Source organism: Neobacillus cucumis (genome assembly GCF_016908975.1).
GTDB classification, from domain to species: Bacteria; Bacillota; Bacilli; order Bacillales; family Cytobacillaceae; genus Neobacillus; species Neobacillus cucumis.
This window is the reverse complement of record NZ_JAFBEX010000010.1, coordinates 1-19,890: the sequence shown is the minus strand read 5'-3', so window position 1 is coordinate 19,890 and position 19,890 is coordinate 1. Positions and strand designations below refer to the sequence as shown.

At 38.4% G+C, this 19,890-nt stretch carries 12 protein-coding genes and 2 pseudogenes; 12 read left to right on the top strand and 2 right to left on the bottom strand.

Going from position 1 to position 19,890, the window contains the following annotated elements; translation table 11 throughout:
* Positions 1 to 192: 192 nt before the first annotated feature.
* The 11 genes and pseudogenes from JOC76_RS14565 (at position 193) to JOC76_RS14515 (ending at position 16,653) form a co-directional block, all read left to right on the top strand.
* Complete coding sequence (locus tag JOC76_RS14565; RefSeq protein ID WP_205178641.1) at positions 193 to 1,485, top strand: MFS transporter; 1,293 nt, start codon at positions 193 to 195, stop codon at positions 1,483 to 1,485.
* 99 nt (positions 1,486 to 1,584) lie between these two features.
* Positions 1,585 to 4,497 (top strand): family 78 glycoside hydrolase catalytic domain, encoded by a 2,913-nt coding sequence (locus JOC76_RS14560; protein ID WP_205178640.1) that lies wholly within the window; start codon positions 1,585 to 1,587, stop codon positions 4,495 to 4,497.
* A 438-nt stretch (positions 4,498 to 4,935) separates the two neighbouring features.
* A complete protein-coding gene (locus tag JOC76_RS14555; protein WP_205178639.1) occupies positions 4,936 to 5,697 on the top strand; it encodes a DeoR/GlpR family DNA-binding transcription regulator in 762 nt (253 codons plus the stop codon).
* 209 nt (positions 5,698 to 5,906) lie between these two features.
* A complete protein-coding gene (locus JOC76_RS14550; RefSeq protein WP_205178638.1) occupies positions 5,907 to 8,411 on the top strand; it encodes a GH39 family glycosyl hydrolase in 2,505 nt (834 codons plus the stop codon).
* Between the two features lie 261 nt (positions 8,412 to 8,672).
* Positions 8,673 to 9,959 (top strand): MFS transporter, encoded by a 1,287-nt coding sequence (locus JOC76_RS14545; protein ID WP_205178637.1) that lies wholly within the window; start codon positions 8,673 to 8,675, stop codon positions 9,957 to 9,959.
* A 194-nt stretch (positions 9,960 to 10,153) separates the two neighbouring features.
* Positions 10,154 to 11,782, top strand: a complete 1,629-nt coding sequence (nikA, locus tag JOC76_RS14540) for a nickel ABC transporter substrate-binding protein (RefSeq protein WP_205178636.1) — start codon at positions 10,154 to 10,156, stop codon at positions 11,780 to 11,782.
* A gap of 17 nt (positions 11,783 to 11,799) precedes the next feature.
* The gene (gene nikB, locus JOC76_RS14535) at positions 11,800 to 12,744 is read left to right on the top strand and encodes a nickel ABC transporter permease subunit NikB (RefSeq protein ID WP_205178635.1); all 945 of its coding nucleotides are present in this window, start codon (positions 11,800 to 11,802) and stop codon (positions 12,742 to 12,744) included.
* Positions 12,741 to 13,583 carry a nickel ABC transporter permease subunit NikC gene (gene nikC / locus JOC76_RS14530; protein ID WP_205178634.1) on the top strand — a complete coding sequence of 281 codons (843 nt, stop codon included), beginning with the start codon at positions 12,741 to 12,743 and terminating at the stop codon, positions 13,581 to 13,583. Before nikB ends, nikC begins: the two co-directional genes overlap by 4 nt.
* A 5-nt stretch (positions 13,584 to 13,588) precedes the next feature.
* Positions 13,589 to 14,416 carry a nickel import ATP-binding protein NikD gene (gene nikD, locus JOC76_RS14525; RefSeq protein ID WP_205178632.1) on the top strand — a complete coding sequence of 276 codons (828 nt, stop codon included), beginning with the start codon at positions 13,589 to 13,591 and terminating at the stop codon, positions 14,414 to 14,416.
* Between the two features lie 28 nt (positions 14,417 to 14,444).
* Positions 14,445 to 15,254, top strand: coding sequence for a nickel import ATP-binding protein NikE (gene nikE / locus JOC76_RS14520; RefSeq protein ID WP_205178630.1), 810 nt, complete (start codon positions 14,445 to 14,447; stop codon positions 15,252 to 15,254).
* Positions 15,255 to 15,347: 93 nt separating this feature from the next.
* Positions 15,348 to 16,653: pseudogene (locus JOC76_RS14515) on the top strand (MATE family efflux transporter).
* A gap of 26 nt (positions 16,654 to 16,679) precedes the next feature.
* On the opposite strand, the gene JOC76_RS14510 reads toward JOC76_RS14515, so the two are convergent.
* Positions 16,680 to 17,675 carry an AraC family transcriptional regulator gene (locus tag JOC76_RS14510; protein WP_205178628.1) on the bottom strand — a complete coding sequence of 332 codons (996 nt, stop codon included), beginning with the start codon at positions 17,673 to 17,675 and terminating at the stop codon, positions 16,680 to 16,682.
* Positions 17,676 to 17,901: 226 nt separating this feature from the next.
* On the opposite strand from JOC76_RS14510, the gene JOC76_RS14505 reads away from it, so the two are divergent.
* Positions 17,902 to 19,179 carry a glycoside hydrolase family 1 protein gene (locus JOC76_RS14505; RefSeq protein ID WP_205178626.1) on the top strand — a complete coding sequence of 426 codons (1,278 nt, stop codon included), beginning with the start codon at positions 17,902 to 17,904 and terminating at the stop codon, positions 19,177 to 19,179.
* Here the strand turns inward: JOC76_RS14505 and JOC76_RS14500 are convergent.
* Positions 19,176 to 19,890, bottom strand: a pseudogene (locus JOC76_RS14500) (hypothetical protein); the annotation flags it as partial. The gene JOC76_RS14505 and the pseudogene JOC76_RS14500 sit on opposite strands and share 4 nt — an antisense overlap.

The following is a 19,890-nucleotide window of genomic DNA, read 5'->3' as shown; positions in this document are numbered from 1 at the left end:
TGGGCTCCCGGGTCCAGCTCGGGAGCTGACAAATCTTTGAATCGAGCAATATACTGCTTTGGTTTTAACATTATATTCAATGAAAACGCTTGCTAAAATGGAAATATAAAAGGAGAAGATTAATAACAAGTTTTTATTCGGCTCCATGCGTTTGACTATATTATTTTTAAAAAATTAGAGGGGGTTAAATCAATGGAAAATAGTATCATGAAGAAGACGCCTTTTGTAAGGTTGGTAATCGCAGCAATGCTTGGAGTTGGTACATCGATCGCACCATTAGTACTCCTAGGATTTGGACTTTCTACATTTATTGTTATTAAAATTGTTGGTCAAGAACATGCAACCGCTGCCTTTGCTACAGCAACTGGGATCTCTGGTATTGCCGTCGTCATTTTTGGTCTATTTAGCGGAGTGATTGCAGATAAGACAAAGCTTAAAATGGGTAGAAGAAGGTTTTGGATGATTGCGGGAAGTATTGGCGGAGCATTATCCATGTTAGCGCTAACGTATGCTTCATCTATTCCAATGTTTGTGATAGCCCTATGTCTTGTCAATTTCTTTTATGGTATGGTTTCACTTTCCTGCTATGCGATTGTTCCAGAACAAGTAGAACCAGAGAAGTTTGGTCGGGTGTCCGGGCTAATTGGGGCAGCAGCACCTGCTTTTGTAATGTCTGGACAAATGATTATGGGGGCCTTTGCTAATTCTACCCTTGAAGAAAAAATGATTACCATCCTAATTGTCCAACTGATTGGTGGATTTTTAGCCGCTCTCTTAATTAAAGACAATTATTTTGCCGGCACAGAAAAGACGGAGAAGAAGTCAATCGGAATTCGAGGTTTTTATCCAAGTGTGAAAAAGTATCCTTCTTATACTTGGGCTTTGTTAACAAAGCTGTTTATTAACTTTTCAAACGCAGGTATGGGAATGTTAACCCTTTTCTATATAACAAGATTTCATTTAAGCGAAACAAAGATTTTTCAAATCATGGCACTTACTGCCCCAACGATTGCGTTAATGGTTGTAGCAGGTATACTGGGTGGTTTCTTATCAGATAAAGTGAAAAAACAAAAGCCTTTTGTCATGGGTGCAGCTCTTATTACAGGAATTTGTTTAATTGCCTTTGCCTTCTCTACTAATATTACATGGGTTATTGTAGGTAACTTTATCTTCAATTTTGGTTTCGGAATGTATGGTGCAGTAGATAATGCTCTTGTAAATCGAATTCTTCCTTCCAAAGAAAATGCAGCAAAAGATATTTCCATTATGAATACAATGACAAATCTGTCATCAACCTTGGTGAATTTTGCCGCACCTGCCTTAATTGCTTTAGGAGTAAAATTATTTGGCGGAGATGGCTATACACTCTTCTTCTTAGTACTAGCTGTATTCTCTATCCTTTCTGCGGTAGTAGTTCTGCCTATTCCTGAAATGGAATCTAAAAAGGAAAGCAGCCATGATTCTACAAATGAACTAGTTCTATAAATAATCATTGAAAAATGAAATGAGGGATGAATGTACGTAGAATACATTCATCCTTAGGTTTTTTCAGAAATAAAGTATGAATTGAGAGGAATATCAAAAATGACGTTATTAAAAGTAGAGGCATTAACTTGCGAGTATCGTAATAATCCGTTAGGAATTGATATAAAAAGACCCCGTATTAGCTGGAAAATTCAATCAGACCGACGTGGAACGATGCAAAAGGCGTATCAACTTCAAGTAACGGCCCATGACCAGAATTTTACTACCATTAAATGGGACTCAGGGATTATTGAATCTGATGAATCTATTCACGTTGATTATGGTGGTCCCGAATTAGAACCTCGAACAAGGTATTTTTACCGTGTAAAAGTCTGGGACAATTTTGAACGAGAAACAGCGTGGAGTGAAATAGCATGGTGGGAAACCGGTTTGTTGGATACTAGTGAGTGGAGGGCGGAATGGATTACACCTGATCCTGCCGAAATTGATCCACAGAGCGAGCCCGCTTTTCTATTAAGGAAAGAATTTAATCTAAAAACCGGAATCAGTTCAGCTCGTATTTATGGCACTGGTGTTGGTTTGTATGAATTATATTTAAACGGAGAACGCGTCGGCGATGAACTACTCGCTCCAGGGTGGACGAGCTATCATAAACGACTTCAGTATCAGACCTATGATGTAACCGAACAGATGTTAGCCGGTTCCAATGCGATCGGAATTATGCTGGCAGATGGCTGGTATAAAGGAAACCTCGTTCGGGAGAATAATCGCAATATCTATGGTGACAGACGGGCAGCATTTTTCCAAATTCATGTTACCTTTAACGATGGAACAGAAGAGGTCATTGTAACGGACAACACTTGGAAGGCTTCTACAGGACCTATTCTTTTTTCAGAAATCTACCATGGTGAAACGTATGATGCAAGGCTTGAAAAAGAAGGCTGGAGTCAATCCGACTTCAATGATCAGGATTGGACCGGTACGATCATTCAAGAAATGCCAGTTACCCAATTGGTGGCACAAGAAAACGTACCAACTCGTGTAACAGAAGTGCTTAAACCAATAGACGCATTTGTCACACCTGCTGGTGATACTGTTATCGATATGGGGCAAAACATGGTCGGCCGCCTGCGATTTAAGGTGAATGCTCCTAGAGGAACTCAAATTGTCTTAAAGCATGCCGAAGTACTGGATAAAGACGGAAATATTTACTTTGGCAATTTAAAATTTGCCCAGCAAACAGTAGAGTATATAACAAAAGGTGAAGGGCTCGAGACCTATGCTCCCCATTTTACATTCCAGGGTTTCCGTTATGTAAAAGTGGAAGGATATCCTGGACAGGAAAACGGTTTGCCACTTGGAAATTTCGACGGTGAGGTCATCCATTCTGACATGGAGCGCACAGGTGAATTTGAGTGTTCTGATCCATTAGTGAATCGGCTTCAGCAAAATATTGTTTGGGGACAAAGAGGAAACTTCCTGGATGTGCCGACCGACTGTCCTCAGCGAAGTGAACGGCTAGGGTGGACAGCGGATGCACAGGTCTTCATTCCTACTGCTCTATTTAATTATCAAGGAGGACCATTTTTTACAAAGTGGCTCAGAGATTTAAAAGCGGACCAGCTTCCAGATGGTAATGTCCCATTTGTTATTCCGAATGTAGAAGGTGGAATGGGTTCTGCCGCTTGGGGGGATGCCGCGACGATTATACCATGGACGGTTTATCAGACTTATGGAGATAAACGTGTACTTGCTGAGCAATTTGAAAGTATGAAGGCGTGGGTTGAATACATCCGCAGGCAGGGCAAGAACGAATATCTTTGGAATACAGGTTTTCATTTCGGTGATTGGCTAGCCCTGGATGCGAAAGAAAATAGCTTTGTTGGCGCCACGGAAAGAGATTTTATTGCCACCGTCTTTTATGCCCATTCAACTAGGATTCTAAGAGATGCAGCAGAGGTCCTTGGGAAAAAAGATGAAGTTCAGGAATATAGTTTCTTATTAGATAAAATTATCGAACAATTTAACCATGAATTTGTTTCTCCATCAGGCAGATTGGTGTCTCCAACCCAGACTGCTCATGTTATTGCTCTCATGTTTGATATGGTGGAAGGAAAAGCTAAAGAACGGACAGCCTATGAGTTAAATCAACTACTCATTCAAAACGATTATCATTTAAACACAGGCTTTGTCGGAACACCGTATATCAGTTTAGCACTGTCAAAAGGCGGTTACCATGAAACAGCCGTCAAATTATTAATGAAGGATGATTTCCCGTCCTGGTTATACCAAGTGAAAAAAGGAGCCACAACTGTGTGGGAGCATTGGGATAGCATTAAGCCAGATGGTTCATTCTGGAGTGATCAAATGAACTCTTTCAATCATTACGCTTACGGATCTATCGGGAATTGGATGTATAAAGCCGTAGCAGGGATTGATATGGATCCAGCAATACCTGCCTATAAGAAAATCAAAATCGAACCAAAATTTGCAGGGATTTCGTTTACTCAAGCAAAAGCTGCTTATGAATCCATGTATGGAAGGATTTTATCATCCTGGCACCTGACGAATGAAACGGTGGAAATAGAGGTTGAAATTCCTGGAAATACAACGGCAGAGATTCTTTTACCTAAAGCGCATCTGGCTGATGTCATGGAAGGAAATAAACCATTGGTTTCAGGGGACATTCATTCATATATGGAAACGGTAGAGGGGGTACGACTTACGGTTGGTTCTGGATCTTATCACTTTAAGTATCGAAACGAAAGTGGATTGAAACCAATCTTTACTGAAGATACCCGAATTATTGATTTCCTTGATTATAAAGAGGCAGTTGCTGTTATCGAGAAATTTGCCCCTGGTATCACAAAACCACCAGCTATTTTTTCTACAAAAGCTAGAAGCTTAAAGGAATTGGCGGAGTTACAAGAGGCGAATCTAACAGTTGATAAGGTTAAAGCCATTATTGACGAGCTAAAAATGCTGGAATTGGAAGTTGAATTAGTAAAATAAATAGATTAAAGCCAATCGCCTGTCGTGATTGGCTTTTTTTGCGGTTGTTGGGGGATTTGTTAATATCTTCTGGAATTTGTTAAAATGGGATCAAATTTTGTTAATATCACTTGAAATATTGTTAATATCGCTAAATTTTTGTTAATATCGTCCTGAAATTTGTTAATAAAGCGTTAAAGCAATAAAGTAAAGTCTTCTAAATAGAATTTAGCTCAATTTAAGAAGCCGGTTTTAAATAGTTGGTTTGATTGTGGACAGGCGTGTGTGGAGCGCCTGTCCTTTTTGGCTTAAAAAACAAAAATATATTAGTTGAATCTTTCTTTTTGTATTATTTATGTTTGTTTTTCAAAGAAATATGTTATAGTTATAGTATGAATAAGTAAAAAACAAACATAAAACAACATAAATAAAAGTGTGAGATAGAGAGGGGTAGAAGATATGCTTGTAGCAGAAAGACAGAAGAAGATCGTCGAATTAGTCAACGAGCGATTAAGCATACGGGTTACGGAGCTGAGCAAGATATTCTCTGTTACTGAAGAAACAATTCGCCGGGACCTTGAAAAGCTTGAAAAAGAGAACCTTTTAATGAGAAGTCATGGCGGTGCGGTTAGTATTGAAAAGGAACAAGGCGAGGTTTCTTATTTAGAAAGAGAAATCACCAATGCGGAACAAAAGAAAGCGATCGCGGCATCAGCAGTTCGATTAATTGAGCCGGGTGATCAAATTGTTTTAGATGCTAGTACTACTGCATGGTATGTTGCGAAGGAACTTCCTGATATGCCTTTAACAGTTCTAACCAACTCGATAAAGGTAGCGATTGAGCTAAGTAAAAAAGAACAAATTAAAGTCATTTCTACTGGTGGAACATTACTTTCACAATCTTTATCATATGTTGGACCACTAGCGGAACGATCCCTAAGCATGTACCATGTGAATAAAGCATTTCTTTCCTGCAAAGGAGTTCATCTCGAAAGAGGACTAAGTGACTTTAATGAATCACAAGCGTTATTAAAGAAACAAATGATAGAAATAGCTGATGAAACCATTTTAATGGTGGATTCCAGTAAATTTGGAACACGGGCTTTCTCAAGAATAAACCCTGTTTCCAACATCGACTGCATTATTACCGATTCAAAAATAGATAAAGAAACTAAAAACGAACTAAACGAGAAAAAAATAAAATTACTAATTGTAGACTAAAACAGGCCAAAACTGGTCTGTTTTTTTATAGTTTAGCTCCAGCGCCTAGCCCCTCGATGGTCTACAGCCACTCAGGGAAAGAAGGCGAAGAACGCCTTCTTTCCCTGAGCGTCTTATGCTTGTCGGGGCTGTTCAAGGCGCTTGCGCTTTTGTTCTTAAAATGTATACTGAATAAAACAAATTGATGGAATCAAGATGGGTGACCGAAAATGAATTTTACTTATGAAATTATTGAAATGAATAAAGAACTGCCCTTACATATTTTTCTTAATAGCGTGGATTATGTATCAAACCATTGGCATGACAGCATTGAAATCATCTTTGTCCTAAAAGGAAAAGTTAGTGTGTCTGTTAACGATAAACGGTATGAGTTAAATGAAAAAGACGTATTCTTAATCAATGCAAATGATATTCACGCGATCCAGCACCAAGAAGAAAATTTATTATTAACGATTCAACTGCCCATTCCTGAATTAAAAGAAAATATTAAAGATGTCGATTCCTACGCTTTTTCTTGTAAATCTTTTCTGTATGATGAGAACCATCAAGCAGAGTTTAATGAACTGCGTTCCTTGTTGGCACAGATGATGTGGGTCATAAATAAAGAGGGTGAAAGTTATGAATTACAAATAAAGTCGCTCTATTTTCAGTTAATTTATTTGCTGATCAAAAACTTTAAAGAAGAGACAGAAAAGGAAAGCAAGCTCTCCAGCCAGAAACATATCGAACGGTTACTAAGGATTACCTCCTATGTGAAGGACAATTTTAAGCAGCAAATTACCTTAAATGAATTATCGCAGATAGAATTTCTGTCTGTACATTACTTATCAAAATTTATTCAAAAACATTTAGGGATGCCTTTTTCAAAATACGTTGACAGTATTCGGCTCGACCATGCTGTCAAAGATATTGTTTTTACCGATATACCCCTCACGCAGATTGCGCTTGATAACGGGTTTGCAAGTGTAAAAGCCTTTAATCGGGCTTTTAAGGAGTTTTATCAACAGACCCCAAGTGAGTACCGACGTGCGGTTGAGATGGAACCAAAGAAATCGGAGAGTAATAAAGTGACGCTTGCTAACTATGTAGAAATTGATAAATCCCAAGCTTTTGACCAACTGTTTGCTTTCCTTCCAAGTAATGAACAAGCGAGTGTGGTCGAAAATAAGGCCGTTTTAAAAAAGGCGTTTAAGATTAATGTGGCGGAAAAGGCACAAAAGCTAAGTCATACTTGGAAAAATCTTATGACCGTGGGGAAGGCGAAAGAGTGTTTATACACGGATATCCAAAACCAACTTAAGATGGTGAAAGAGGCGACAAATTTTCAATACCTTCGCTTTCATGGGCTTTTTGATGATGAGATGATGGTTTACGGTGACAACGAACAAGGACTTCCTGAATATAATTTTCTATATACGGACAAGTTAATGGAGTTTTTACGGAGTATACAAGTAAAACCGTTTGTTGAACTGGGATTTATGCCTAGGGATTTAGCTGACAGCCACGAAACGGTTTTTTATAAAGAAAGTATCGTCAGTAAACCAAAGGACATGGACAAATGGAATAACCTCTTAAAGGCGTTTATTGGACATTATGAGAATCTTTATGGGGAAGATGAAATCTTGCAATGGTATTTTGAAGTTTGGAATGAGCCGGACTTTTATGTATTTTGGCGAGGAACATTCGAAGGTTATTGTACGTTGTATAAAAATACTTATGACACGATCAAGGGCATAAATCCTCATTACAGGGTAGGCGGTCCAAGTATTGTTTCGATTAAAAATAATGATTGGCTGCAACGATTTTTAGATTTTTGCAGGAGAGAGCGTTGTATTCCTGATTTTATTTCTTTTCACTGTTATTCACATGACGAAATGGATGTAAATAAGAAAAAGAAACAAACCAATGAAAGTGCGATGGATTTTGGTTATATTTCAAGAGATGAAAGCTTTCTGGAAAATCGCATCGCAGACCTTAAACAGATATTGTTCGAAAATAATCTAGCGGAAATTGAAATTCACCTTTCTGAATGGAACTCGACGGCGTATCATCGTGATTTAACGAATGATACCAGCTTTAAAGCAGCTTTTATTGTAAAAAATCTCTTGGAAAATATCGATGTGATTCAAAGCTTTGGCTATTGGACGATAACCGATTTAATAGAAGAAAGAAGAGCGGCGACTGTCGATTTTCATGGCGGGCTTGGGTTAATCACCAATCGCAATATTCCCAAAGCAGCTTTTTATGCTTATGAATTACTTGGCAAGTTGGGGAATCAACTCGTTTCGCAGGGGGATGGTTATTTCCTAACGAAAAGTTCAAATGGTTTTCAGTTACTGCTGTTTCATTATTGCCATTATGACCGGCTCTATTGTATGAACCAGCATGCAAACATAGATTTACAAAATCGATACAATGTGTTCCTTGATCATAATCCAATCGAAATGAAGTTTATTTTAAATGATTTGAAAAAAGGAACATATAAGGTGAAGCAATACCGATTAAACAGGCAAAATGGAAGTTCGTTTGATACTTGGGTCAAGATGGGAGCACCTAACCAAATGGGTGCTGATGAAATAAGCTATTTAAAAGATGCAAGTGTTCCTGGACTTCATATTAGTGAAGTCAGGATTGAAGAAGATTATATTCTAACAGCTAATCTTGAGCCACATGAAGTTCAATTATATGAGATTATTCCACAAAAGGCACTGTAAGCAAATGCTAGTGCCTACAGTATTGGTTTCAAGGCAGGAACCGACCTGCCTTTTTTTGTTGCCGAAATATAGTAAAATGGAACCATAGAAAACAGAAATGACAATTTAGGTACCTGCTTTGAACAAATATCGGATAGTGTAAAGGTTTTCATATCTCTATAATGAAGTACATAAGGAAGCGTTTCCAGTAACGAGGATTCATAGGGAATCATTTAATTTATTTTTATGTACTTAGTATTTTTACTAAATGGAGGTAGAAAAATGGAGAATACTGTGATGAATAAGACCCCCTTTATGAGATTGATAGTGGCAGCTATGCTGGGTGTTGGAACCTCAATCGCGCCGTTAGTACTATTAGGATTTGGACTTTCTACTTTTATTGTTATTAGAATTGTTGGACAAGAACATGCAACTGCTGCCTTTGCTACAGCCACTGGAATCTCCGGTATAGCTGTTGTCATTTTTGGACTTTTTAGCGGAGTGATTGCAGATAAGACAAAGCTTAAAATGGGGAGAAGAAGGTTTTGGATGATTGCGGGAAGTATTGGCGGAGCACTATCCATGTTAGCTCTAACGTATGCTTCATCCATCCCAGTGTTTGTCATTGCTTTGTGTCTAACCAATTTCTTTTATGGTATGGTTTCACTATCATGTTACGCCATTGTTCCTGAACAAGTAGAACCTGAGAAGTTTGGCCGGGTTTCTGGATTAATTGGTGCAGCAGCACCTGCTTTCGTCATGATCGGACAGATGGTCATGGGAGCTTTTGCAAAATCAACTCTTGAAGAGAAAATGATTACCATGATTATTGTTCAACTAATTGGTGGAATGTTAGCTGCTCTTTTAATTAAAGATAATTATTTTGCCGGAGCATCAACTAGTGAGAAAAAGTCAATTGGGATTCGTGGTTTCTATCCAAGTTTTAAAAATTATCCTTCTTATACTTGGGCGTTATTAACAAAGTTGTTTATTAATTTTTCAAATGCTGGAATGGGGCTGTTAACACTTTTCTATATCGCTAGATTTCAATTGGATCAAACAAAGATTTTTCAATTAATGGCACTTACCGCACCAGCTATCATGTTAATGGTTGTGGCAGGTATTCTTGGAGGATTCTTATCAGATAAAGTGAAAAAACAAAAGCCTTTTGTTATGGGGGCAGCACTTGTAACAGGAATCTGTTTAGTTGCATTTGCCTTCTCTTCTAACATCACTTGGGTTGTTGTCGGTAACTTTATCTTCAACTTTGGTTTTGGAATGTATGGTGCAGTGGACAACGCCCTTGTAAACCGCATTTTGCCTTCTAAAGAGAATGCAGCAAAAGATATCTCGATTATGAATACAACAACAAATCTTGCATCAACACTAGTAAATTTTGCAGCACCAGCTTTAATCGCTTTGGGAGTCAAGTTATTTGGCGGAGATGGATATACGCTCTTCTTCTTAGTGCTAGCGGCTTTCTCAACCCTTTCTGCAGTGGTTGTCCTGCCAATTCCAGAAATGAAATCAAAGTCTGAAGTTGAGAATGATATGGGTGAAGCGATTTAATCCAAATGGAAAGTGAAAAAAAGCCTGAATCTTTAATTACCAAGTAATTAAGATTCAGGCTTTTTATTCTACTTACTGATTATTTCTATTTTGGCTAGTGGTAAAAAAATAAAGCTTCTAATTTTACATTGACAAGATTCCGTGATGCTTTTACAATTGAAAATGATTATCATCGTCAATTAGGGGGAAGTTACATGTTTAATAAAATAAAAAGTCGGAATTTTTTATTAACTTCTGTTTTTATTTTACTATTATCAACAGTATTACTAGGTTGTACCAACGCTAGTGATAAGGATGCAACGTCAGAAAATAAAAAGGATGATAACATGCTTACCATCGCTTGGGCGAGAGATGTGGGCGAAATGAATCCGCATGTTTATAATCCGTCACAATTATTTGCTCAGTCCATGGTATATGAACCGTTAGTAAGCTATGGAGAAGGTGGCGAGTTAAAACCTCATCTAGCAGAATCATGGGACATCTCTCAAGACGGAAAAGTATATACATTTCATCTGCGTAAAAATGTGAAATTTTCTGATGGAACTAGTTTTAATGCTGAAATTGTGAAAAAGAATTTTGATACCATTTTGAAACATATGGATTTACATGGTTGGTTGGGTTTCCTTTCAAAAATTCAAAGTACGGAAGTTGTCGACGACTATACGTTTAAAATGACATTAACTGAATCCTATTATCCAACGATTCAGGAACTCGCAGTTGTTCGACCAGTTCGTTTCTTAGGTGAAGCTGGATTTCCTGAAGATGGTGATACTTCAAAAGGGATTAAGAAACCAGTTGGAACAGGCCCATGGGTTTTGGAAGAGTATAAAGCGGATGAATATGCGATTTTCAAACGCAACGAAAACTATTGGGGTGAGCTTCCGAAAGTAGAAAAAATTAAAGTGAAAGTGATTCCTGATGCTGAAACGAGAGTACTAGCCTTTGAAAAAGGTGAACTAGATTTAATTTACGGAGAAAGTGTTATTAGTTTAGACGCCTTCAAACAATTGAAATCAACAGGGAAATACAAAACTAGTATTTCTGAGCCAGTAGCGACAAGACAGCTGGTTATGAATACAAATAGAGAACAGCTTTCCGATGAGCGTGTCCGTCAAGCACTACAGTATGGCTTTAATAAGGAAGCAATGGTAGAAGGTATTACTTCGGGACTAGAGGAACCAGCAGATTTTATTTTACCAACAAACTTGCCTTACACTTCCAAAATTGATGTTAAATCAACTGATTATAATGTAAAAAAAGCAAAAGCGTTATTGGATGAGGCAGGCTGGAAACTTCCTAAAGGGAAAACAGTTCGTGAAAAGGATGGACAACCGCTAGAAATTGAAATGATGTACGATTCAGCAGAAGCTATTCAAAAAGCAATGGCAGAAACACTACAATCAGAATGGGCAGCTATTGGTGTAAAATTAAATATTACAGGGGTAGAGCTGGCGGATCAGGTTCAAAGATTTAAAGATAATGACTTTGATATTAATTTCTTTAGTAACTATGGTGCTCCATATGATCCACATACCTTTATAAACATTGTGGCAAAAGAAGGATTTGGATTTAATGAAGCCATTTCAGCCTATCCGAACAAAGCGGAATTACTAAAGCAAATCGCACGCATTCCACAGACAACTGACGAAGCAGAACGTCAACAGCTTTACACATCTGTTTTAACATCACTGCAAGAACAGGGAGCAATTGTTCCAATCTCTTATATTAAGAAAACAGCGGTTTATCAAAAAGATGTCACGAACTTCCATTTCTCTGCGAATCGTGACGAAAATCCATTCACAGGAATTACTATTAAGCAGTAAGAAGGTAGGAGGCTATTATGGGCACTTATATAATAAAACGAATAATGTCCATTATCCCGGTTTTTCTTCTGGCCGCACTTCTAACGACCGGGATGATCCACCTTTCTCCGGTGGATCCGGCCGAGGCCTATTTAACAGCCGCTCATATCGAACCGACCGATGAGATTTTGGCTCAAAAAAGACATGAGTTTGGTTTAGATCAACCTTTTTTTATACAATATCTAAATTCTATTAAGAAGATAAGCCAGCTTGATTTTGGTAAATCTTATGTAACGAATAAGTCCGTTTGGGACGAGGTGATCTATCGAATTCCTGCAACTATCCAGCTAGCTTTAGGAAGTTTATTCATAGCAGTGCTCATCAGTGTCCCACTTGGCTTTTTGGCAGGGGTAAAAAAGAACAGTGCGATTGATCATTTTAGTCGTATACTCTCCTTTCTGGGGGCGTCTATTCCATCTTTTTGGTTAGGTTATCTATTAATTTTTTTCTTTTCGGTAAAACTAGACCTTTTCCCAGTTGAAGGGATTGGGACTTGGCAGCATCTTGTTCTTCCTTCCGTAACACTTGCTCTTCCTTTAATTGCCATGTATACAAGATTGTTGCGTACGAGCATCCTTGAAAATTTACAAGAGCCCTATGTACTTTTCGCAAGAACAAGGGGAATTAAGGAAAGAACGATAATGGCCAAGCATGTCTTAAGGATCGCCATTTCACCAATGATTACGGGACTAGGGATGAATCTTGGAAAACTGTTAACGGGTACGATTATCGTGGAGACCGTATTTTCTTGGCCAGGGTTTGGTCGTTATTTTATTGAAGCGATTTTTAACCGTGATATTCCTGTCATTCAATGTTATGTGTTTATTGCAGCTAGCTTGTTTATTGTTAGTAATTTGATTGTGGATCTTATTCAAATGTATATTGACCCGCGTATATCCAGGAAAGAAGGGAGTCGCTTATGATAACCAGTATACGTAAGAAATTCATAAGTCAAAATGTGATTCCTATATGTTCTGTGATTCTAGGTATACTTTTTATTTTGGCGATATTTGCCCCCTGGCTAGCACCAAATGATCCGACTGCGGTCAATTTAGTATATAAACTACAGCCTCCTTCTTGGGAATTTCCATTAGGAACCGACCATTTAGGAAGATGTAACTTATCACGTCTTTTATATGGGGCACGAATTTCATTAGGTTTTGCCATGCTCATTTTCATTTCATCCTTAGTGATTGGTTTAATCGTTGGTACCTTCTCAGGGTATAAAGGCGGATGGGTCGATCATGTTTTGATGAGATTTTGTGATGGTGTGATGGCTTTTCCTAGTCTTATCCTTATTCTTGGTTTGGTTGGTATTTTCGGCCCTGGACTTTCACAGGTCATCTTGGCACTAATGCTTGTCCAATGGGTATATTATGCAAGAATGTTCCGAGGAATGGTCCTAAGTTTGAAGGAACAAAACTTTATTGCAGCCGCGAAAATAAGTGGCTCCTCTCAATGGAAGATTATGAAAAGACATATTATCCCAAATGTACTTCCTCCATTAGTCGTAATGGGTACATTAGAAATGGGTTGGGCCATTATGGATATATCCGCTATGTCGTTTCTCGGATTAGGAGTACAACCGCCAACACCTGAATGGGGAGCAATGATTCACGAAGGAAAGTCGTATATTCGTACAAACCCTGCCTTGATGATTTATCCTGGGTTAATGATTATGCTTGTTATTGTTACCCTCAATTTATTAGGAGAAGCGTTATCAGAACGTTACGGAGTCAAACGAGATTTTAAAAAGGGATGAGAATCTTGGGTAGAGATCAGTCGATTGTGCTGCAAGTTAGCGATTTACATGTAGAGGTAAAAACAAAGAATGGGGCTGCCACTCTCGTTCAAGATTTAAATTTTGAACTGAAGCGTGGGGAGGTTCTTGGTCTAGTTGGGCAAAGTGGATGCGGTAAAACCGTTACGAGTATGTCCATTCTTCAGCTACTCGATCGGAAAACCACTAAAGTTACAGGGAGCATAAAATTACAAGGTCATGAATTGAACGGTTTAGGTGAGAAAGAAATGCGTGGAATTCGTGGTAAGGATATAGCCTTTATTATGCAAAATCCAATGAATGCTTTTACGCCTGTTTTTACAATTGGCCATCAATTTATTGAAATGATTCGTTCACATACACAATGGAATAAAAAACAAGCAACAGAGTTGGCCATTGAGGCGATGCATCATGTCAACTTACCAGATCCTGTTAAACTATTAAAGTACTATCCTTTTCAATTGAGTGGTGGTATGCTTCAACGGCTGATGATTGCGATTGCAGCATGCTTAAATCCTGCGGTCATTATTGCCGATGAACCGACAACCGCACTTGATGTAAATAATCAAAAGAAAGTATTGTACCATTTAGATAAAATTCGCTCTGAGTATGGCTCAGCTATCTTATTAATTTCCCATGACCTCGGGGTCATTTCTGAAATGGCAGATGAAGTGGCTGTTATGCAGAATGGCGGAATCGTAGAAAAAGCGGATGTGTTCCAACTATTTGATGAGCCACAGCATAAATATACGAAAAAACTTTTACGTGCACGAACCGTATTACCATTCGATCAGTCAGTCATCCATTTGGCTTAAAAATAGGCATCTTGTAAGGGGGGAGAAAATGAGTTTATTACAATTAAATGAAGTAACTCAAGCTTATGGATCCCGAAAGTTTATCAACTGGAAAGACCGTTCTAAAAAAATACTTTCCAACATTTCTCTCTCTCTTGAGGAAGGAACTTGTTTAGGTTTGCTTGGTATGAGCGGAGCTGGGAAAAGTACCTTAGGAAAAGTGATTCTTGGTTTGGAACGGCCGCAATATGGAAAGGTTCTTTTTCAAGGGCATGATATATACAACACAGATAAGCACAGTTATCAAAAAATTCGTCGTGATCTCCAGGCAGTCTTTCAGGACTCCTATTCATCGGTCAATCCTCGAATGACGGCGGAACAAATTATTTCAGAGACGTTAGAGAACTTTGAAAAGCTTACTCTCACTGAACAAAAACGGACCGTTATTGAATTATTGGAAAGGGTAGGGCTAAGTGAAGAAGATTTAAAAAAATATCCCAATCAATTTAGCGGCGGGCAACTGCAAAGAATCAATATTGCAAGAGCCATCTCACTTAAGCCAAAGCTGATTGTCTTGGACGAAGCGGTTAGTAGTCTAGATATGGTGAATCAAACCCTGATTTTGGAATTACTAAAGCAGTTAAAAGTGGACTTCGGACTATCGTTTCTTTTTATTACACATGATATAAAAGCTGCCTATACGATTAGTGATAGATTAGGTGTACTAGAAAAGGGAGAATTGGTCGAGCTATACGATGATAAAAATCAGTTTTTTACTTCCGTACATCCTGTAGTAAAAGAGATGAGGGATTCAATGCTTGCCGAGTACCCACGTTTTCGAACTGTTAGACGTGCTTAATTTAAAAAGTAACCGCAGTTTCAAGGCCTCGATTTCTTTTACATGATCGGGGCTATTGTTTTTATTTAAAGTGATAAAAGGAGGCTTTTCCGAGTGAATAATCGGGCGTACCTATCTTTGGCGATCCCCTTAACAATTTCAACAATGACAACGCCCTTGTTAGGTGCTGTAGATACAGCCGTTGTAGGGCAACTTCCCGATCCAGCTTATATTGGAGGAGTTGCCTTAGGGACTCTAATTTTTAATACATTATATTGGGTATTCGGATTTTTACGGGTTAGTACATCTGCTTTTGCTGCACAAGCGAACGGGGCAAGCGACCCAGATCAAGGAATACTTGCTTTAGCTCGTCCTTTTTTATTAGCGATTGTGGTGGGAATTTGTTTTATTCTACTTCAATGGCCAATTGAATATCTTGCTCTGAAATTGTTTCCGCTGATTCGGATGTCAGTCAGTTTGCGGCAGAATATTTTCGAATCAAAATATGGGGGCACCCTTTACATTGATGAACTATGTGATCCTTGGCTGGCTAATGGGAATGGCAAAGATTAAAGAATCATTATTTTTACAAGTGTTAATGAATGTTTTGAATATGATTTTGGCTATTCTTTTTGTCCATGTCTTTTCTTTTGCTGTAAAAGGGGTCGCTGCGGCCGCTTTGATTGCTGAAATAATAGCCACTATAGTAGGGTTAGTTATTATAATAAAGGCATCACCATTTGTGTGGAAATTTCCATCCTTTCAAAAACTAATAGATACACAGTCTATGAAAAAGATGTTTAACGTTAACAAGGATTTGTTTATTCGAACCATTAGTTTATTAGTCGTTATTAATATGTTTACAGCAAAAGGTGCTTCGTTTGGAACAGACTTGTTAGCTGCCAATGCTGTTCTATTTCAAATCCATTACATAATGGCTTATTTCTTTGAGGGGTTTGCGAACGCCACGAGTATTCTTGTCGGTAAAGCGGTAGGATCAAATGACAAGGAACTATATGAAAAGACACTTACTTTATCAAAAAAATGGTCGGTCATTATCGCTTTTGTTATAGCTTGTATTTATGGTTTATTTCAAAAACAAATTTTTGCGCTTTTTACGAATCTACCAAGTGTTATCGAACTTTCAGTCACATATGGCAAATGGCTAATCCTTTACCCGTTTGCCGCGTGTTTTGGCCTTGTCATTTATGGTGTTTTTACAGGAGCCACGGAAATTGCTCCCGTTCGAAACTCTATGATTTTTGCAATGATTGTTTATATCTTTTTACAAATGACGATTACCCCTATCTGGCATAATCATGGCCTATGGCTGGCTTTCATTGTTTATACAATTGGGAGATCTGGATTTCTAGTCATGTATACCCCTAGATTAAATAAGAAATTGTTTGAAACAACATGATAACAAAAACCAAGGGTGACTTAATGCTAAAACCCTTGGTTTTTATGCTTTTCCTTATAACAATGCGGGGTCTCATTAAACAGTTCTTTAAACTTCTTATAAAAGAAGGTAACACTAGAATATCCTACGTCTTGAGCGATCTCAGGTATGGGTAAATCCGTATTAGATAGATATAAAGCAGCCTGGTTCAACCGTTGGATTTGGAGAAGTTCTTTAAATGATTTTCCAGTCCCTTTTTTTAGTAAAGTGGACAGATAACTCGGATTAAAGCCAAAGGTCTGTCCCATTTTAACCAGCGAACAGTCCCAGTAATTGTCCTCAATGTATTTCAAAAAATCAAGTAAAGAAACTATGTTTTTATTGTCTACGACTTCATATCGTGTCTGAATATTATTGGTGCGAATTAATGTAGAAAATAAAACGACTAAATATGAATCGATAATTTCTGCAGAACAAAAATCACGTTCAAAAAATTCACACATAATATTCTCCATAATTTCCGTGACTTTTCTGCCCTCAGGTTTAAAAATCAAGAATTGATTTTGCTTCCGATGACTAACGAGTGATTCGATCATGAATTGAGAGATAATACTTTTCTGTGACATTCTTCTTAGAAAGCTCGGTGATAGATAGTCTTGCTTCAGAATGTTATTGATTATAATATCATTTTTAGTAGTGGCAGTTACGCAATGAGGTACTTCTTTGTTAATTAAAATTAATTCTCCTTTATTCAAATTAACTTTCTTTCCTCTAATTAAAACGGTACATGTTCCCCGATAGACAAACATCATCTCTATGTAATCATGCATGTGAAGAGGAATATCCGAGCCATAAGGCTGCTGAGAGATGGATATGTTCTCCTCAATGGGTGAATCGTTTATATCAAAGGCCCTATTAAATAGATAAACAGGTTCTCCGTTTACCATCACAGAATGAGGATTATACTCCTTCAAAACTCTTTCTTTATCAATTGGCCCTAAATGGTAGGTGTCTAAGTAGCCTTCAAGTTCAAGTCGGTCCATATATGCTCCCTATGAATAATGATTTGAGTATTCATTTCTTTGGTTTTATTATAAAAATATTTTCCAATCGTGCAAAAAGTCAATAATAATGGTTTTTGCTTTTAATATTAAGAACTATGATTCGAGCAATCATTAACTCGTTTTTTAATATTATATCTTCAGTAATGGATTGTTACTATTACTTTATTAGGATCGATTTTTCAATAAGATCAGGAGGTAACTTAAAATGAAATATGTTTTTCCTAAATCCTTTCTATGGGGAACAGCTACATCTGCCTACCAAGTAGAGGGAAACAATAATAAATCGGATATGTGGGCTGAAGAATATTCTGAAGGATCACCTTACAGGGATTATTCCGGTGAGTCGGTCGATCACTATAATCGTTATAAGCAAGATATCGAATTAATGGCAAGTCTTGGTCTTAACAGCTATCGTTTTTCCATAGAGTGGTCAAGAATTGAACCCGAGCAAGGTGTATATTCTCAGAAAGAATTAAACCATTATCGAGATGTTATAAAATTGTGTTACGACAACCATATTACCCCAGTAGTTACCATGATGCATTTTACGTCGCCACAGTGGCTGATGAAGATAGGTGGCTGGAAAAATCCTAAGACAGCAGACCTGTTTGCGAAATATTGTGAGGTCGTATTCAAGGAATTTGGTCAGGACATTCCTTATGTCTTAACGATGAATGAAGTCAATTTGCCGGTCATGTTAAAAGAATTATTTATTAATATGAACTTTATGCCTCCTGTTGGAATGGATGCTAAGTCATGGACAGCTCCAGGTTGGCGTGAATCAGCCGCCTCTAAATGCGGGACAACTATTGATCAATATTTCACTTTCCACATGGCTTCCGATGAGGTTTCTTTAGAAATTGTGAAAGATGCACACTGCAAAGCACGGGAAGTAATGAAGAAAATTAACCCTTCCTCCAAAGTGGGACTTTCCCTGGCATTGCCTGAAATTCAAGCCATTGAAGGTGGAGAAAAACAAGCTGCGAAAGTATGGCATGATTATTTTGGGCAATTTAAATCGGTTATTGAAGGTGATGACTTCATTGGTGTACAGAATTACACCCGTGAAGTGTATGGTCCAGAAGGACAAGTTCCGGTAGCGGAAGGAACTGAAGTGACCGCGATGGGCTATGAGTTTTATCCTGAAGCACTAGCAGGAACCATCCGAAATGTAGCTGAAGAGTTAAATATCCCCGTTTTGGTAACAGAGCACGGCATTGCAACAGAGGATGATGGCCGTCGGATTGAGTTTATCCAACGAGGACTTAAAGGGCTGCATTTATGTATAGAGGAAGGAATCGAGGTTTGGGGTTATCTTTATTGGTCCACGTTTGATAACTATGAATGGACGTTTGGTTATCAACCACATTTTGGGATTATTGGAGTCAACCGGGATACGCAAGAGAGAGTGGTAAAAGAAAGTGGACATGTTCTGGGGGAAATTTCGAAGAACAATGCTGTAAAATTTAAAAAGATGGATTAATTCAGTGTAACTGCTGCATGGGTTGAAGCAAAAACTAGTTCTCCTGTCCGAACTGGAAGTAACTTCGGACAGGGTTGAAGTAAAACCTGGTGAAGCTGTCCGAACTGGAAGTAACTTCGGACAGGGTTGAAGTAAAACCTGGTGAAGCTGTCCGAACTGGAAGCAACATCGGACAGGGTTGAAGCGAAAGCTGGTGTTCCTGTCCGAACTGGAAGCAACTTCAGACAGAATTGAAGCAAAAACTGGTGCTCTTGTCCGAACTGGAAGCAACATCGGACAGGGTTGAAGCAAAAGCTGGTGCTCCTGTCCGAACTGGAAGCAACTTCGGACAGGATTGAAGCAAAAACTGGTGCTCCTGTCCGAACTGGAAGCAACTTCGGACAGCAACGAAGCAAAAACTGGTGTTCCTGTCCGAACTGGAAGCAACATCGGACAGGGTTGAAGCAAAAACTGGTACTCTTGTCCGAACTGGAAGTAACTTCGGACAGGGTTGAAGCAAAGGCTGGTGCTCCTGTCCGAACCCGAAGCAACATCTGACAGCATCGAAGCGAATATTGGTGCTCCTGTCTGAACCCGAAGCAATATCGGACAGGGTTGAAGCAAAAACTGGTACTCTTGTCCGAACTGGAAGTAACTTCGGACAGGGTTGAAGCAAAGGCTGGTGCTCCTGTCCGAACCCGAAGCAACATCTGACAGCATCGAAGCGAATAT

Excerpts from the sequence above, each read along its gene's own strand:
- JOC76_RS14565 (WP_205178641.1), top strand. The coding sequence starts at position 193 with ATGGAAAATAGTATCATGAAGAAGACGCCTTTTGTAAGGTTGGTAATC.
- nikC (WP_205178634.1), top strand. The coding sequence starts at position 12,741 with ATGATAACCAGTATACGTAAGAAATTCATAAGTCAAAATGTGATTCCT.
- JOC76_RS14545 (WP_205178637.1), top strand. The coding sequence starts at position 8,673 with ATGGAGAATACTGTGATGAATAAGACCCCCTTTATGAGATTGATAGTG.
- JOC76_RS14510 (WP_205178628.1), bottom strand. The coding sequence starts at position 17,675 with ATGGACCGACTTGAACTTGAAGGCTACTTAGACACCTACCATTTAGGG.
- JOC76_RS14555 (WP_205178639.1), top strand. The coding sequence starts at position 4,936 with ATGCTTGTAGCAGAAAGACAGAAGAAGATCGTCGAATTAGTCAACGAG.
- JOC76_RS14550 (WP_205178638.1), top strand. The coding sequence starts at position 5,907 with ATGAATTTTACTTATGAAATTATTGAAATGAATAAAGAACTGCCCTTA.
- JOC76_RS14505 (WP_205178626.1), top strand. The coding sequence starts at position 17,902 with ATGAAATATGTTTTTCCTAAATCCTTTCTATGGGGAACAGCTACATCT.
- nikA (WP_205178636.1), top strand. The coding sequence starts at position 10,154 with ATGTTTAATAAAATAAAAAGTCGGAATTTTTTATTAACTTCTGTTTTT.
- nikB (WP_205178635.1), top strand. The coding sequence starts at position 11,800 with ATGGGCACTTATATAATAAAACGAATAATGTCCATTATCCCGGTTTTT.
- nikE (WP_205178630.1), top strand. The coding sequence starts at position 14,445 with ATGAGTTTATTACAATTAAATGAAGTAACTCAAGCTTATGGATCCCGA.
- JOC76_RS14560 (WP_205178640.1), top strand. The coding sequence starts at position 1,585 with ATGACGTTATTAAAAGTAGAGGCATTAACTTGCGAGTATCGTAATAAT.